This is a genomic window from Salinisphaera sp. SWV1 (genome assembly GCF_052044155.1).
Lineage (GTDB): Bacteria > Pseudomonadota > Gammaproteobacteria > Nevskiales > Salinisphaeraceae > Salinisphaera.
The window spans coordinates 1-14944 of sequence record NZ_JBQDYE010000017.1; the positions used below are offsets into that span (position 1 = coordinate 1).

Consider the following 14944-nt stretch of genomic DNA (forward strand, 5'->3'; position numbering starts at 1 on the left):
CGGCGACGCGCGCCTTGTCTCGACGGATTTGCGGTCTCCAACGCGGCACGTGTACGAAACGGCAACAGGCCCTAGTCGAACTCGGCCTCGGCGGCGCGGGTGAGCGCGTCGAGACGGCGGCCCAGCTCGGCGGCGGCGGCGTCCGGCGTGTCGCCGCGCGCGCCGGCCAGCGGCTCGCCGATGATCATGACCACGCGCGCGAACGGCTTGGGGATGATCATCCGGTCCCACGAGCCGAGCTGCCAGTAGCGATCGGCGGCAAAGCTCATCGGCAGCATCGGCGCCCGCGTCATCTGCGCCAGCATGGCGGTGCCGGGTTTGGCCCGGCGCGCCGGGCCATGCGGGCCATCGGCGGCGATGACCGGCGATATGCCCGACTTGAGCGTGGCATACATGTCGCGGAATGCACGCGCTCCGGTCCGGTTGGCCGAGCCCCGCAGGACGGTGGCGCCCAGGCCGCCAACCACGGCAGCGACCAGTTCGCCGTCGCGCGAGGGCGAGACCAGGAAACCCGGCGCCAGACCGCGTGATCGCGCGGCCAGCAGCCAGCCGGCGCAATACGGCAGCCGCTGATGCCAGCAGCACAACAAGGCCGGGCGCTGGTTTTCGATCAGTGCGTCCAGGTGATGCGCGCCCCGCACGCCGGCGCTGCGACAGGTGGCCAGCAGGGCCCGCGCGAGCAGCCGCAGCACCGGCGCCGCGATCGCGACCCGCAGGCGCTGGCGCCACGACAAGGGCGTGCGGCCGGTTTTCTGCTGGTGTTGGCGTGATTCACTCATGGGCGGGGAAAGCCGGGCCTCGTGTTGCAAGCCGCGGATGTGGGTAAACTGGCCGCGCACGTAATTCAGGGCGATGACCGTCCGGCGGCATGCCGCCCGGATTTTCGCCACACAGCCTAACCGATCGACCGGCGCCACGGCCGGCACGGTCGGTCTCAACGAACGACGCGATGTCCGCAATCGAGCAACTCTACGGCCGCGCGCCCGCGCTGCTGACCGACCTCTACCAGCTGACCATGGCCTATGCCCACTGGTTCAACGGCACCGGTCAGCGCGAGGCGGTCTATCATCTGTTCTATCGCCAGGCGCCGTTCGACAACGGCTTTGCGCTGGCCTGCGGTATCGAAACCGCCATCGATTACGTCTGCGCCCTGCGCTTCACCGAGGCGGACATCGCCTACCTCGGCACGCTCAAGGACAACGCCGGCGAACCCTTGTTCGGTGACGGCTTCCTGGATTATCTGCGGGATTTCCGTTTCACCGGCCGGGTGGATGCCGTCCCCGAGGGCACGGCGGTGTTCCCGCATCAGCCGATGCTGCGCGTGACCGGACCGATTCTCGAGGCCCAGCTGCTCGAGACGGCGCTGCTCAACCTGATGAATTTTCCCACGCTGGTCGCCACCAAGGCCGCGCGCATCGCCCACGCCGCCGAAGGCGACAGCGTACTGGACTTCGGTCTGCGCAAGGCCCAGGGCATCGACGGTGGCGTCTCGGCCGCTCGGGCGGCCTACATCGGCGGCTGTGCCGGCACCTCCAACGTACTCGCCGGGCAGCTGTTCGGCATTCCGGTATCGGGCACCCACGCGCATGGCTGGGTGATGGCCTTCGATCACGAAATCGATGCCTTCGATGCCTATGCGCGCGCCCTGCCCAACAACTGCGTGTTCCTGGTCGATACCTACAACTCGCTGGAAGGCATCGAAAACGCCATCCGCGCGGGCAATAAACTGCGCGAACATGGCTACGAAATGGCCGGCATCCGCCTGGATTCGGGCGATCTGGCGCAGCTGGCCAAGCGCGCCCGGCGCCGGCTGGATGCGGCCGGCTTTCCCCATGCCCGGATCGCGGCCAGCTCGAGCCTGGACGAACGCGCGATCGCCGACCTGAAGTCGCGCGGTGCACCGATCGCGCTGTGGGGCATCGGCACCCGCCTGACCACCGCCCAGCCGGACGCCGCACTCGACGGCGTGTACAAGCTCGCCGCCATCCGCGAGGATTCGGGGCGCTGGTCGTATCGCATGAAGATGAGCGATACGCCGGGCAAACTGACGCGCCCCGGCGTGCAGCAGGTGCGTCGTTTCACCGATGCGGACGGCGCCCCGATCGCCGACCTGCTCTACGATGAGGCGTCGTGGTCGACCGCCTGGGCCGGTGGTGTAGCCGAATACGAGCATCGCTTCGACGCCGACGCGCCGCATATCGAATTGCTGCAGCCGGTCATCGAGGGCGGCGCCCGGGTGGACACCTCGCCTGAGCTCGGTGCGATCCGCGCATACGCCATGGCCCAGTTCGCCTGCTTCGCCGAGCGGCCGAATTACCCGGCGCTGATCGATCATTATCTGGACGAGTCGACCGACGCCCTGCGTGATTGGCTCGCCCAGCGTCATAATGACGGGCGTCAACCGGAGGGTTCGTCATGACCGATACGTTGTTGCTGGTCGATATCCAGAACGATTTCCTGCCGGGCGGGGCGCTCGCCGTGGCCGACGGCGATGCCGTGGTGCCGGTCGCCAACCGCCTGATGCCGCGGTTCTCCACGGTGGTGGCGAGCCAGGACTGGCATCCGGCGGATCATCTGTCGTTCGCCCAACAGCACGCCGGCTTCAAGCCGTTCCAGGTCACCGAGGTCGACGGCCTGGAGCAGATTCTCTGGCCGGCGCATTGTGTGCAGGGCAGCCCCGGCGCGAGTTTCGCCTCGGCGCTGAATGTCGCACACATCGATCACGTCGTGCGCAAGGGCGAAAACCGCCGCATCGACAGCTATTCGGCGTTTTACGACAACGATCACCGGCACGAAACCGATCTGGCGGACGTACTGCGCCGTCTGGGCACGGATCGATTGTTCGTGATGGGCCTGGCGGCCGATGTCTGCGTGAAGTTCACGGTAATGGACGCACTGGCCGAGGGCTTCCCGGTCACCCTGATCGTCGACGGCACGCGCGGCGTGGACATGCACGAAGGCGACACGCAGGCGGCTATTCAGGCCATGCGCGCGGCCGGCGCCGAATGCGTGGACAGCGCCGTCCTGGGGGCGCACGGTTAACCGGCGCCGCCCCTTTCGTGGCGACCGGCCCGGGCGGTTTTATTGCGCCCCGGGCCTTGCTAGATTGCCAGTCTGTCGTTTGATGTTTCCTCTCGGGATTCGACCATGAGTGCTGTACCCAAGGATCTGGCTGTGTCCGCGCGTCTAGCCGACGAGATGCGGGTACCGTTTCCCAATTCGAACAAGATTCATGTCACCGGCAGCCGGCCGGATATTCGTGTACCGATGCGCGAGGTGGCGCAATCGAACACGCCGGCCACCTTCGGCGTGGAGAAGAACCCGCCGATCACGATCTACGACTGCTCCGGCCCGTATACCGATCCGGGTGCCGAGATCGACCTGCGGCGCGGCCTGCCGGCGCTCCGAGCCACCTGGATCGAGGAACGCGGCGACACCGAGGTATTGCCCGGCCTGTCGTCCGCATTCGGCCGGGATCGCGCCGCCGATGCCGCCACCGGCCATCTGCGTTTCCCCGATGTGCGGGCCCCGCGCCGCGCCAGGGCCGGCGTTAACGTCAGCCAGATGCATTATGCGCGGCGCGGCATCATCACCCCCGAGATGGAATTCGTCGCCATTCGCGAGAACGCGCGCATCGACGAAATCCGCGACTCCCGTCTGCTGCGCCGGCACGCAGGCGAAGGGTTCGGCGCGAACCTGCCGGATCATGTCTCGCCCGAGTTCGTCAGAGACGAGATCGCGGCCGGGCGCGCCATCATCCCCAACAACATCAATCACCCGGAATCCGAGCCGATGATCATCGGCCGCAACTTCCGGGTGAAGATCAACGCCAACATGGGCACCTCGGCGGTAACCAGTTCGATCGCCGAGGAAGTGGAGAAAATGGTCTGGGCCACCCGCTGGGGCGGCGACACCATCATGGACCTGTCCACCGGCAAGCATATCCACGAGACCCGCGAGTGGATCATCCGCAACGCGCCCGTGCCGGTCGGTACGGTGCCGATCTACCAGGCGCTGGAAAAAGTCGACGGCAAGGCCGAGGACCTGACCTGGGAGATGTTCCGCGACACGCTCATCGAACAGGCCGAGCAGGGTGTGGACTATTTCACCATCCATGCCGGCGTACGCCTGGCCTATGTGCCGATGACCGCCAACCGCATCACCGGCATCGTCTCCCGCGGCGGCTCGATCATGGCCAAGTGGTGCCTGGCGCATCACACCGAGAGCTTTCTGTACACGCATTTCGAAGACATCTGCGCGATCATGAAGGCCTACGATGTGTCGTTCTCGCTGGGCGACGGCCTGCGGCCGGGCGCGATCGCCGATGCCAACGACGAAGCCCAGATGGCCGAACTGCGCACCCTCGGCGAGTTGACGAAGATCGCCTGGGCCCACGACGTGCAGGTGATGATCGAGGGCCCCGGCCATGTACCGATGCAGCGCATCAAGGAAAACATGGACGCCGAGCTGGCCGACTGCCACCAGGCGCCGTTCTATACCCTGGGCCCGCTGACCACCGATATCGGCCCCGGCTACGACCACATCACCTCCGCCATCGGCGCGGCCCAGATCGGCTGGTACGGCACGGCGATGCTCTGCTACGTCACGCCCAAGGAACATCTCGGCCTGCCGGACAAGGACGACGTCCGCGAAGGCATCGTCACCTACAAGATCGCGGCCCATGCGGCCGATCTGGCCAAGGGCCATCCGGGCGCCCAGATCCGCGACAACGCCCTGTCCAAGGCCCGCTTCGAGTTCCGCTGGGAGGACCAGTTCAACCTCGGACTGGACCCGTTGAAGGCGCGCGAATTCCACGACGAAACCCTGCCCAAGGACGCGGCCAAGGTCGCCCACTTCTGCTCCATGTGCGGGCCCAAGTTCTGCTCGATGCGGATTTCCCAGGAAGTGCGCGAGTTCGCCGCCGAGCGCGGCATCGCCACACCCGAGGATGCGCTGGAGGCCGGTCTCGAGGAAAAGGCCGAGCAGTTCAAGGCCGGCGGTCACGCGCTGTACCAATAACGAAAACACCGTCCCGCAAAAGCCTGAGCCATGCCACGCACTCGACAGCCCCCCACGGCGGGCACCACGGCCGACACCGTCGGCAAGAAAAGTCACGACGACTTCGCCCATAGCCGGCGAACCGCGCCGCGGCGCGGCTAGGTGATCGGGGCGCGCGCATGACCACAGCTTATTTCTCGCGCCATGACCTGTGCCGCGCCCATGACATGGGACGGGGCCATCCGGAAGCGCCGGACCGGCTGCCCGCGATCGAGCAGGGGCTTGAGGTGGTCGGCATTGCCGACGCGCTCGATCGGCGCACCGCGCCCGAGGCCCCGCTCGAGGCCATCACGCGTGTGCACGACGAATTTTATGTCGACGAGCTGCTCGCCAGCGCGCCCACCACCGGACAAGTGCCGATCGACGGCGACACCGCGCTGACACCGCACACCCTGCCCGCGGCGCACCATGCCGCTGGTGCCGGGATCGCAGCGGTGGATGCCGTACTCGCCGGCGAGACCGCCAACGCCTTCTGCGCCGTACGCCCGCCCGGGCATCATGCCGAATACGCCAGAGCGATGGGGTTTTGCTTCTTCAACAACGTGGCGATCGCGGCCGCACACGCGCTGGCCGTCGGTGGCCTGGAACGTGTCGCCATCCTCGATTTTGACGTACACCACGGTAACGGCACGGAAGATGTCTTTCGCCATGAGCCGCGGGTACTGTTCTGCTCGAGTTACCAGAACCCGTTGTTTCCATTCACCGCGGACCAGAGCATTCCTGGCCGGCTGATCAAGACGCCGTTACGCGCGGGTGTCGGCGGCTCGGTATTCCGGCGTGCCATCGAGCGCGACTGGCTGCCCGCGCTCGACGAGGCCAAACCACAGCTGATCCTGGTGTCGGCCGGCTTCGACGCCCATCGCGCCGATCCACTGGCCGACCTGCAACTCGAGGCCGAGGATTTCGAGTGGATCACCCAGCGCATTACCGAAGTGGCCGATCTTTATTGCGACGGTCGCGTCGTGAGCCTGCTCGAAGGCGGCTACGCCCTCGATGCGCTGGCGGCAAGCGCCGCCATCCACATCAAGACCCTGCTGCGCGCCGGCGAGGGCTGAACGACAACAACTGCCGCGGCTGCCGGTAGGGCAACCGCGACAGTTTACCGTTACAGCCAGAGATGCATGCCATTGGCCAGGTTAAGTACGGCCGCATAGGTCAGATACATCAGCCACAAGCCGGTGACCACATGCGCCAGACCGAGCAGACGCTCGGAAGCCGGCACCGCGATGCCGAAACTGGCGAAGAACTCGAAGAAATAGACCGCACACAGACCGACGAACAGAATCGCGACCGGGGTATCACCGTTCATGCCCATCGACAGTGCGCCCAGGATCGACACCAGAAAGAACGCAACGGACATGAAGCCGTTCGGACGCGCATCGCCCTGGACGAACTTGATGACACCCATCGCCAGCCAGTGAATGCCGAACACCGAAAAGGCGGTCGCCGCGGCATACAGTGCGGCTTCATGAAAGACGTGGAACCACGTCAGGCCGATGAACAGGTAAAACCCTACCAGCGCCTGGCACAGGCCCGGCATGAAAAAGCCCCAGGCGCCGTTGGCGCGCGCCACGTTCGTATCCTTTTCGGGCCAGCCCAGCAGTTCCTGAGGCCCGAGAATGAGATAGCCCGTGCCCAGACCGAAAAAACCGAGCGCCACCGGCGCGAACGGCGAAGCAGCAAAAGTAACCGGATCCATGATTCCCCCTGGGACAATTATTTAGAGAAGGCGGTTTATTTGAGTCGACACAACATACACAATCGGCCATTGCGCGGATATCTTGAATTAGACTAATTAACGATACGTTACGTTAGCGGCCATCGCGTGTTACCACACGCCCGGTTCGCCGTAACCCGTGATTGCCATAATGACGCTCCCCGTTCTTTCGATCTTTATCCCCACCTTCTTCCTGGTCTCGTTGACCCCGGGCCTGTGCATGACGCTCTCGCTGAGTCTGGGCATGACGGTGGGCGTGCGCCGCACTGCCTGGATGTGGACCGGTGAACTGCTGGGCGTGGGCCTGGTCGCAGTCGGCTCTGTGATCGGCGTGGCCACCGTCCTGATGCGCTACCCGGCCGTGTTCACCACCTTCAAGTGGGTCGGCGGCGCGTATCTGGTCTGGCTCGGTATCCAGATGTGGCGTTCGCGCGGCAATCTGGCGATTCCCGAAATCGCCGATGACGCGCCCGCGCCGCCCCGAGCGCAGCTCGCGGCCCAGGGGCTGGTCACCGCCATCGCCAACCCGAAGGGCTGGGCGTTCTTCATCGCCCTGTTGCCGCCGTTTCTCGACTTCCAGCAGGCCCTCGCACCGCAACTGGTGCTAATGCTGTCGATGATTCTGGCGATGGAACTGACCTGTCTTGCCCTCTATGCCAGCGGTGGCTCCGCCGCGCGCGCCATGCTCGCCAAACGCTCCAACGTCCGCCTCCTGAACCGCGTCGCCGGCACCCTGATCGCCGCCGTCGGCGTCTGGCTGGCACTGAGCTGACCGCCGCATTTTTTTTAAAACGCCCCGGCACCGGATGATCGTGCTGACACGACGCGTCTTTCTATCCACAATTACGCAGATTCTTGAGGGGGTCGTTGCAAATATACTTCCCCGCAATAACGCGAACGTACGACCACGGCACACGCGTTCATATTCTTTTTCTCAAGATCTGCGTCGATCTGCGGAAAACAACGTTTTTAATCTGTGAAATCTGCGTAATCTGCGGATGAACCCACTTCCGGACCCCCCCCGCCCGGCAGACCATGACGCGCGAGTAATCGCCCCTCGCGCGCTGATACGACACTTTTTTCTATCCACAGATTACGCAGATCACACAGATTTTAAGAGGCCGTTGTATGCACTTGTCCTCGACATCAGGAACCCTGTCTCGCCATTCACCCGTTTCTTAGCATCTGCGTTAATCTGCGTCGATCTGCGGATAAACCTACTTCCGGAACTACCCCTGCCCAGAAGACCACGACACGCGAGTAATCGCTCCTCGCGCGCTGATATGACACATTTTTATTCACAGATTACGCAGATTGCACAGATTATTTAAGAGGCAGCTGTAATCTTTTTTCTCGACATGCCGCACACGATACAGCTGCGGCACAAGCGTCACGCATCCTTTTCTTAGCATCTGCGTTAATCTGCGTCGATCTGCGGAAAACAACGTTTTTTTTAATCTGCGAAATCTGCGGATAAACCGACTTCCAGAACAACCCCAGCCCGGGAGACCACAACGCGCGAGTAATCGCTCCTCACGCGCTGATACGGCACATTTTTTGTCCGCAGATCGACGCAAATCACGCAGATGGGCATAGGGCGATTTAGATGCCTTTCCTCCTGAAACAACACACGCGCCCCGCTCAATCGCTGTGATGACGTATCGTCTTCTTCATATCCGCATGTTTCGGTGCGCATCTGCCGATAATTATTTTATCCGTGACAATCCGTACAATCTGCGGATCAAGCCGCTTCTAGAGCAATGCCGCCAACCGGCAGAATATTTTTATCCACGGATTACGCCGATGGCACAGATTTTTTCAAGAGGCGGTTGTAAGCACTTTCCTCGACATGCCGCACACGATAAAACCTCTGCACAAGCGTTGCGCATCCCTGGCTTATGATCTGCGTTAATCTGCGTCGATCTGCGGACAACTATTCTTTTTAATCTGTGGATAAACTCGCCTTATGGCCGACGCTGATCACGGCGCACGCGGGCGAGTTTGTGGCAGAGTCGGGCAGCGCCGTCGGCCAGGCGCACGGTGGGCCGGCTGATCAGGTCCGGCGGGACGGTCACGAAATGATCGTGGGCAACCGCGGGGATCGCCGGCCACTGCCGCCAATAGGCTTTCCACTGTGGTTTGGTCTGTGCCACGCCCGAGGCCACGATCGCCTGTGGCGCACGCGCGATGACCGACTCGATGCTGACCTGGGGCGCGAGCGTCGCGGCCTTGGCGAAGATGTTGCGGCCGCCGCACAACCGGATCACAGCGCCGGTCATACCGGCATTGGATAGCGTGCGCAGCGGATCCGACCATACCTCCCAGAACAACGAAACCGGGCGGCGATGTGCGTAGCGTTGCCGCAGCGCCGCGATGCGCTGTTCGAACGCCCTGGCCGCGCGATCGGCGCGCCCGCCCGTGCCGCCCAGCACGCCCAGATCGCGAATGGTGCGCGCAATGCCGGCCAGCCGACGCGGATCATCGACATACACGGCGATACCCAGCGCCCGCAGCCGACCGATGATGTCGGGGGAGCCGCCCTCGGCCCAGGCGACGACCAGATCCGGCTTTTTCGCCACGATCGCCTCGAGGCTGAGGCTGTCGTAGCCGCCCACGCGCGGGATGCTCTGCGCCGCGGGCGGATAATTCGAATAACGCACGGCGCCGACTACGCGATTGCCCAGGCCGGCGGTAAACAGGTTTTCCACAAGATGGGGCGTCAAGGCGACGATGCGGCGTGCCGGATGCGCCAGCCGGACTTCATGCCCGGTGAAATCGGTGACCGAAACCGGGCCAGCCGCGGCCATGGCCGCCGGTCCGGCCAACCAGCCCAGCAGCGATAACAACCCGAGCACAGACCACCGACGCGTGCGGCGCATGCGCTGCGCGGTCATGGCCTGGAAACCCCGTCGACATGCCACAGAGCAGTAGAGAGCCGTTCGCGCTGGTGTTCCGGCGGCAGGCCGAAACGCAGCCAGCGCCGGTTGTCGCCGAGCCGGGTGAACACGGCCCGAGATGCCAGCTCGGCGTGCGCCGCGGCGGCCGCACCCTCGGCCGCAAAGAACACGGTCACGAACGACCCGCCACTGACCACGAGTTGTTGCGGGAAGGCATCGACGAGGCCCGCCCGAAGCCACGCTTGTGCGTCCCGAATCCGGGCGCGCTGATCGATCTGCCAATCGCGGTCGGCCAGTGCCCGCGTGCCGATCCAGCGGGTCGGATGCGCCACGCCCCAGGGCGCCACGGCACAACGCAGCGCATCGACCGTGGCCTTGTGACCGAGGGCGAATCCGAGGCGGATGCCGGCCAGCCCGAAGAACTTGCCCACCGATCGCAGCACAATCGCCTCATGCGCGACCGGATCGAAAGACGGCCCCGTGTCACCATCGGCGAAGGCCGCATCGACGATGAGCCGGCCCGGGCCGAGCGCGAGCGCGACTCGGCGCAGACGATCCGGACCGGCGCGCTCGCCGGTCGGATTGTTTGGATCGAGCACCACGGCACGATCGACCGCCGTCAGCATCCGCTCGAGATCGTCCAGATCGCGGTAGTACCGGAGGCTATGGCCCGCCGCGCGCCAGCCGGCGGCGTGCTCGGTATAACCCACGGCGGGCACGGCCACGGTGGCCGGCGCGCACAGGCGCGGCACCTCGCGAATGGCGAACTGGCTGCCGGGCAAGGCCACGATCCAATCCGCTGCACAGCCGTAGTAGGCGGCCGCGGCGGCAATCAGCCCATCACCGGCCTCCGGCAGGCGCGACCAGACAGCCGCGGGCAGCGCCGGCACCGGCCACGACCAGGGCGCGATGCCGGTCGACAGATCCAGCCATTCATGCCGGGGAATGCCGTAGTGCGCAGCCGCGGCACGCAGCTTGCCGCCGTGGATCATGCCCATAGCCCGTCCATCAGGAGTACCGCCACCACGATCACGGCCAATGCCCGATCGGCCAGACCCAGCGCGCGTACGACATCGACGTCTTGCGGTGTGCGCCCGCCACCCAGCGCCGGCCGTTCCCGCCAGGCGCCGTGATACCAGGCGCCGCCGCCGAGGCGGATACCGAGGGCGCCGGCGCCGGCCGCCATCACCGGACCCGCGTTCGGGCTGGACCATCGCCCCGCCTGTTCGCGCCAGCAGGTCCAGGCGGCGCGGGTGTCGCCGACCAGCACGAAAGCCAGCGCGGTGAGACGTGCGGCCGGCCAGTTCATGCCGTCGTCCAGGCGCGCCGCGGCCCAGCCGAAGGCGACGAACCGGGGGCTGCGATAGCCCCACATCGCATCCAGAGTATTGATCAGCCGGTGGGCGAGTACCGCCGCGGCAGCGCCCGCCGGGCCGGCCGCCGCAGCGCCGAAAACCCACCAGAACACCGAGGCAAAGATCGCATCGCTGCTGTTTTCGAGCACGGACTCCAGCAGGGCGCCGCGTACGCCGGCGGCATCCAGTTGCGCCGTATCGCGGCTGACGAGCCAGGCCACGCGTTGCCGGGCGCCTTCGAGATCGCCGGCGGCGAGCGGTCGGGCCACCGCCTCGGCGTGTTCGATCAAGCCGGCCCGCCCAACCGCCAGCACGAGTACCAGACCCGCCAATAACCACGCCAGCCCGCTCGGAACCCAGTCGACGCATGCGCCGACAAACAGCGTGGGCGGTCCGACCAGCAGCGCGAGCGCGACCATGCCATTGCGTCGACGGCCGTGATTGAACCGCCCTTCGATCCGATCGGCGAGACGGCCGAACAGCGCGAGCGGATGCCGCCGGCGCGGCTCGCCCAGCACCGCATCGGCCACCAGTGCCGCGACCAGCATCAGACTCAATGCCACGGCAGGCCCCAGGCCGCCGCCACCAGTGACGCCGCCTCGACCAGTTCGATCAGCGCGCCGGCCACGTCGCCGGTATAACCGCCGATACGGGTCTGCCAGGTCCGGCGCCAACTCCACACGATCACCCCGGCCAGCAGCACCATTAAAGTCCAGAGAGGCAGCGGCAATAGCCATGCGCCCGCCACCGCCACCACGACAATCCCCAGGGTGATCGCCCCGCGCGGACGGGTGGCCGCCTGGTCGCGGGCGATGCCCCGGTCTCGGCGGTAGGCCGTGGTGGCCATGAGCGCGGCGGTACCGGCACGGGCCAGCATTGGCACGGCAAGCAACAAGCCGACGATCGCGCCCCGGTGCTGCAGCAATGTCGCCAAGGCCGCGAACTTGACCAACAACACGATCGTGATCGTGGCCACCGCCATTGGCCCGGCGGCCGGGTCCTTCATCACCGTGAGAATACGCGAGGCGTCGCGGTGGCCGGCACAGCCCGCGTCGACACAGTCGGCCAGTCCGTCCAGATGCAATGCGCCGGTGATACCGACCCACACCGCCAACAACAAGGCGGCGGCAAGCAGAGGCGCCGCACCGCGCAACACGCCTTCTGCGAGCACGAGCACCCCACCGATCAGGAGGCCCACCAACGGATAGCAGACCACCGAACGCCCCTGATCGACCGGCCGGATACGTGCGGGCAGCCACCGGCCGACCGGCAATACAGTCAGCAGTGACAGCGCCAGAAGAAGCGGCGTGGCGGCGCGTTTCATGCCCGGTCGAGGTTGTAACCCATCAGCCTCGGCATCGACGACTCGCCGTCGTGCGTGATGCTGATCCGGGCGCGGCAGCCATAGGGCATGCCGAAACGGTTGGTCGCCGCCAGTGGCAAATCCAGCACATGGGCCACGAGATTGCGGATCACCCCGCCATGGCACACCAGCAGCACGTGGCCGCCCCGGTTCGCGGCCACCAGCTCGCCCCAGCCTTCGGCCACCCGGGCCCGGATCGACGGCAACGGCTCGGCGTTCGGCGGCGTATTGTTCTCCGGATCGACATACCAGGCGCGCGCGGCGTCGGACTGGTTCGCCCACACGTCGGCGATGAGCACGCCTTCCCAGTCGCCGAAATACATCTCGCGGAAGCGCTCGTCGACGTTCAAGGGCACATCGCGGGCCGCGGCCAGTTCGGTGGAGAACTCGCGGCAACGACGCATCGGCGAGGTCACGATCGCATCCCAGCCGGCGAGCGGTTCGGTCACCCGGCGCAGCCGGGCCCAACCGGCCTCGGACAAGGCCACGTCCGTCGAGCCACGGAAGATCGGCCCCCCTTCGCATTCGGCGTGGCGCAGGATGTCGACCGTGGTCGTGGTCATGTCGAAATCAGGCACTATCCGCGACTCCCGCATCGGCAAAAGTTGCCATTCTGCCGTGAACGGCCAACGCGGACCGAATCACGCCCAGTGCGACCATCGCCCCGCTGGCCTCGCCGAGCCGCATATTCAGATCAAGCAACGGCTCGGCGGCCAGCGCTTCGAGCACCCGGCCATGGCCGCCTTCCGCCGAACGATGCCCGAAGATCAACCAGCCGGCCACACCGGCATTCAGATGCACCGCGGCCAGCGCGGCGACGCTGCTGATGAAACCGTCGACCAGCACCGGCACGCCGCGCTGCGCAGCCGCGACATAGGCGCCGGCGAGCGCGGCAATCTCCAGCCCGCCGAGGCATTCGAGGACTGCCAGCGCGGCATCGGGCAGGGATTGCGCCGTCCAGCGCACACGGTGTCGCGCCAGGCCGGCATCAACGGCGGCCCGCTTGGCGGCCAGCCCGGCATCGTCGACCCCGGTCCCGCGGCCGACCGTCGCCGCGCCGTCCAGATCCGCCAGGGCCGCGAACACCGCCGCCGCGCTGGTGGTGTTGGCAATGCCCATCTCGCCGCCCACGAATAACGACAGCTCCGCGTTCACTTGGTCCGCGCCGACCCGCAGCGCGGCCGACAGCGTCGGGCCATCCATGGCCGGGCCGCGCGTGAAATCCGCGGTGCCCGGCGCCAGCCGATGATTGACCACCCCCGGCACGTCGTCGGCCGGCGTCACCGTGCCCAGATTGACCACCGCCATGTCGGCCCCGGCCTCGCGCGCGAGCACGGCCACCGCCGCGCCGCCGGCCGCGAAGTTCGCCACCATCTGCGCCGTGACTTCCTGTGGAAACGCCGACACGCCCCGCGCGGCCACGCCGTGATCGGCCGCGAACACCGCCAGCCCGACCCGATTCAGCACGGGCTTGTCCGTGCCCTGCCAGGCCGCGAAATCCGTGGCCAGCGTCTCCAGCCGGCCGAGCGAGCCCGGCGGCTTGGTGAGCTGATTCTGTCGTTCGATCGCCGCGGCGCGGGCGGACTCGTCGGGCTGGGCGGCCGGTTCGAAGAGCCAGTCGAAATCAGGCATAGATCATTGCTCCTGTTGAAAACCCGGTTCGCGAATGCATGCGAATGAAGCGCGAATAACAAGACTGTCCGCAGATCGACGCGGATACACGCAGATCGAAAATCAGTGACTTGACGGTCAGCGCGTGCATCGGACGATAAGGGGCTCGTTGATGATTGCGTGCGAGGGCCGGTGTCGTTCGCGCCACGGCATAGCCCAGTGGTGCGCGAGCCAGCTGGACGCAATCGACAATCTTCTGGTCTTGTATCGGCGTGCAACGGCGTCGATCTGCGGACAATTGCTTCGAAAACGACGACGTGAACCGTCCAAGCCACAACGACTCGAAAATACTCCGTTGTTTATCGCCGACAAACCATTTGCGTTCCATTCACGTGCATTGGCGGACGACGGATAAGAAACACCGTTCATGTGAGCGACAGCAGCGGGAGGTCGGATGAGCGCGCAGCGCTTAATCCGACGCTCAATCCCTGGGTTCCGAGGCTTGGCTGTCGGATTACGGTGCGAGCACCTAATCCACCTACGCAACTATTCGGTGCGGACAAGCCGACGACGATGATGAGGCTGGCTTTCGCGTGTCGGCGCCGGGGCATTTTTTTGCGGCGACCAGGGCTTTGGTTTCGCACTGATGTGCGCGTTCTTTCTTTTGCGTGCCCCAAAGAAGGAACCAAGAAAAAGGCACCCGACACGGCGCCGGCTAATGCCGGTTCACTCCGATGCTCGCGACGACGGGATGCGGCAAAAACTCGGGCCGCTTTGGCGGCCCTCAAACACCTTGCCGCACCGGCGCAGCGCGCCGGACACCCGTCGCCGCTGCCCGTCTCCGTGTAACGAGACAAAATACAGCCAGGCCAACTCCCCGGTTTTGCCGTGTCGTGCCTGTATCGGGCCCCTTGGGCGCGGCGCCGAGCAGTGGCGGCCGAAA

At 65.7% G+C, this 14944-nt stretch carries 15 protein-coding genes; 6 read left to right on the top strand and 9 right to left on the bottom strand.

Annotated elements, in window-relative coordinates; all coding sequences use genetic code 11:
• Nucleotides 1-71: 71 nt before the first annotated feature.
• Nucleotides 72-779 carry a lysophospholipid acyltransferase family protein gene (locus ACS8YF_RS09810; RefSeq protein ID WP_440850041.1) on the bottom strand — a complete coding sequence of 236 codons (708 nt, stop codon included), beginning with the start codon at nt 777-779 and terminating at the stop codon, nt 72-74.
• A gap of 170 nt (nt 780-949) precedes the next feature.
• Between ACS8YF_RS09810 and ACS8YF_RS09815 the strand changes: the two genes are divergently transcribed.
• The 4 genes from ACS8YF_RS09815 (at nt 950) to ACS8YF_RS09830 (ending at nt 6113) form a co-directional block, all read left to right on the top strand.
• Entirely contained in the window at nt 950-2419 is a 1470-nt protein-coding gene (locus ACS8YF_RS09815) for a nicotinate phosphoribosyltransferase (RefSeq protein WP_440850042.1), read from the top strand.
• Nucleotides 2416-3042, top strand: a complete 627-nt coding sequence (gene pncA / locus ACS8YF_RS09820) for a bifunctional nicotinamidase/pyrazinamidase (protein ID WP_440850043.1) — start codon at nt 2416-2418, stop codon at nt 3040-3042. Before ACS8YF_RS09815 ends, pncA begins: the two co-directional genes overlap by 4 nt.
• 105 nt (nt 3043-3147) lie before the next feature.
• Nucleotides 3148-5019: a phosphomethylpyrimidine synthase ThiC gene (thiC, locus tag ACS8YF_RS09825; RefSeq protein ID WP_440850044.1), complete on the top strand. Its 1872-nt coding sequence runs from the start codon at nt 3148-3150 to the stop codon at nt 5017-5019.
• A 158-nt stretch (nt 5020-5177) separates the two neighbouring features.
• On the top strand, nt 5178-6113 hold the full coding sequence (locus ACS8YF_RS09830; RefSeq protein WP_440850045.1) for a histone deacetylase family protein: 936 nt from the start codon (nt 5178-5180) through the stop codon (nt 6111-6113).
• A gap of 50 nt (nt 6114-6163) precedes the next feature.
• Here ACS8YF_RS09830 and ACS8YF_RS09835 read toward each other — a convergent pair whose 3' ends face one another.
• Nucleotides 6164-6757, bottom strand: a complete 594-nt coding sequence (locus ACS8YF_RS09835) for a hypothetical protein (RefSeq protein ID WP_440850046.1) — start codon at nt 6755-6757, stop codon at nt 6164-6166.
• Nucleotides 6758-6923: 166 nt separating this feature from the next.
• On the opposite strand from ACS8YF_RS09835, the gene ACS8YF_RS09840 reads away from it, so the two are divergent.
• A complete protein-coding gene (locus ACS8YF_RS09840) occupies nt 6924-7547 on the top strand; it encodes a LysE family translocator (protein WP_440850115.1) in 624 nt (207 codons plus the stop codon).
• 881 nt (nt 7548-8428) lie between these two features.
• On the top strand, nt 8429-8677 hold the full coding sequence (locus ACS8YF_RS09845; RefSeq protein WP_440850047.1) for a hypothetical protein: 249 nt from the start codon (nt 8429-8431) through the stop codon (nt 8675-8677).
• 62 nt (nt 8678-8739) lie between these two features.
• On the opposite strand, the gene ACS8YF_RS09850 is transcribed toward ACS8YF_RS09845, so the two are convergent.
• From ACS8YF_RS09850 to ACS8YF_RS09880, 7 genes are read right to left on the bottom strand one after another with little or no spacing between them, the layout of a single operon-like run.
• Complete coding sequence (locus tag ACS8YF_RS09850) at nt 8740-9669, bottom strand: cobalamin-binding protein (protein ID WP_440850048.1); 930 nt, start codon at nt 9667-9669, stop codon at nt 8740-8742.
• On the bottom strand, nt 9666-10670 hold the full coding sequence (gene cobD, locus ACS8YF_RS09855; protein WP_440850049.1) for a threonine-phosphate decarboxylase CobD: 1005 nt from the start codon (nt 10668-10670) through the stop codon (nt 9666-9668). Before cobD ends, ACS8YF_RS09850 begins: the two co-directional genes overlap by 4 nt.
• The gene (cbiB, locus tag ACS8YF_RS09860; protein ID WP_440850050.1) at nt 10661-11590 is read right to left on the bottom strand and encodes an adenosylcobinamide-phosphate synthase CbiB; all 930 of its coding nucleotides are present in this window, start codon (nt 11588-11590) and stop codon (nt 10661-10663) included. The genes cobD and cbiB overlap by 10 nt, the downstream gene beginning before the upstream one ends.
• Nucleotides 11581-12351 carry an adenosylcobinamide-GDP ribazoletransferase gene (locus ACS8YF_RS09865; RefSeq protein ID WP_440850051.1) on the bottom strand — a complete coding sequence of 257 codons (771 nt, stop codon included), beginning with the start codon at nt 12349-12351 and terminating at the stop codon, nt 11581-11583. The genes cbiB and ACS8YF_RS09865 overlap by 10 nt, the downstream gene beginning before the upstream one ends.
• The gene (locus tag ACS8YF_RS09870) at nt 12348-12968 is read right to left on the bottom strand and encodes a histidine phosphatase family protein (protein ID WP_440850052.1); all 621 of its coding nucleotides are present in this window, start codon (nt 12966-12968) and stop codon (nt 12348-12350) included. The genes ACS8YF_RS09865 and ACS8YF_RS09870 overlap by 4 nt, the downstream gene beginning before the upstream one ends.
• Nucleotides 12961-14022: a nicotinate-nucleotide--dimethylbenzimidazole phosphoribosyltransferase gene (gene cobT, locus ACS8YF_RS09875; RefSeq protein WP_440850053.1), complete on the bottom strand. Its 1062-nt coding sequence runs from the start codon at nt 14020-14022 to the stop codon at nt 12961-12963. Before cobT ends, ACS8YF_RS09870 begins: the two co-directional genes overlap by 8 nt.
• Nucleotides 14015-14389, bottom strand: a complete 375-nt coding sequence (locus tag ACS8YF_RS09880) for a hypothetical protein (RefSeq protein WP_440850054.1) — start codon at nt 14387-14389, stop codon at nt 14015-14017. The genes cobT and ACS8YF_RS09880 overlap by 8 nt, the downstream gene beginning before the upstream one ends.
• Nucleotides 14390-14944: the final 555 nt, after the last annotated feature.

Bases quoted from the DNA above. Each gene is read 5' to 3' on its own strand.
- ACS8YF_RS09810 (WP_440850041.1), bottom strand. From the start codon at position 779: ATGAGTGAATCACGCCAACACCAGCAGAAAACCGGCCGCACGCCCTTG.
- ACS8YF_RS09815 (WP_440850042.1), top strand. From the start codon at position 950: ATGTCCGCAATCGAGCAACTCTACGGCCGCGCGCCCGCGCTGCTGACC.
- pncA (WP_440850043.1), top strand. From the start codon at position 2,416: ATGACCGATACGTTGTTGCTGGTCGATATCCAGAACGATTTCCTGCCG.
- thiC (WP_440850044.1), top strand. From the start codon at position 3,148: ATGAGTGCTGTACCCAAGGATCTGGCTGTGTCCGCGCGTCTAGCCGAC.
- ACS8YF_RS09830 (WP_440850045.1), top strand. From the start codon at position 5,178: ATGACCACAGCTTATTTCTCGCGCCATGACCTGTGCCGCGCCCATGAC.
- ACS8YF_RS09835 (WP_440850046.1), bottom strand. From the start codon at position 6,757: ATGGATCCGGTTACTTTTGCTGCTTCGCCGTTCGCGCCGGTGGCGCTC.
- ACS8YF_RS09845 (WP_440850047.1), top strand. From the start codon at position 8,429: ATGACGTATCGTCTTCTTCATATCCGCATGTTTCGGTGCGCATCTGCC.
- ACS8YF_RS09850 (WP_440850048.1), bottom strand. From the start codon at position 9,669: ATGACCGCGCAGCGCATGCGCCGCACGCGTCGGTGGTCTGTGCTCGGG.
- cobD (WP_440850049.1), bottom strand. From the start codon at position 10,670: ATGGGCATGATCCACGGCGGCAAGCTGCGTGCCGCGGCTGCGCACTAC.
- ACS8YF_RS09865 (WP_440850051.1), bottom strand. From the start codon at position 12,351: ATGAAACGCGCCGCCACGCCGCTTCTTCTGGCGCTGTCACTGCTGACT.
- cobT (WP_440850053.1), bottom strand. From the start codon at position 14,022: ATGCCTGATTTCGACTGGCTCTTCGAACCGGCCGCCCAGCCCGACGAG.
- ACS8YF_RS09880 (WP_440850054.1), bottom strand. From the start codon at position 14,389: ATGGAACGCAAATGGTTTGTCGGCGATAAACAACGGAGTATTTTCGAG.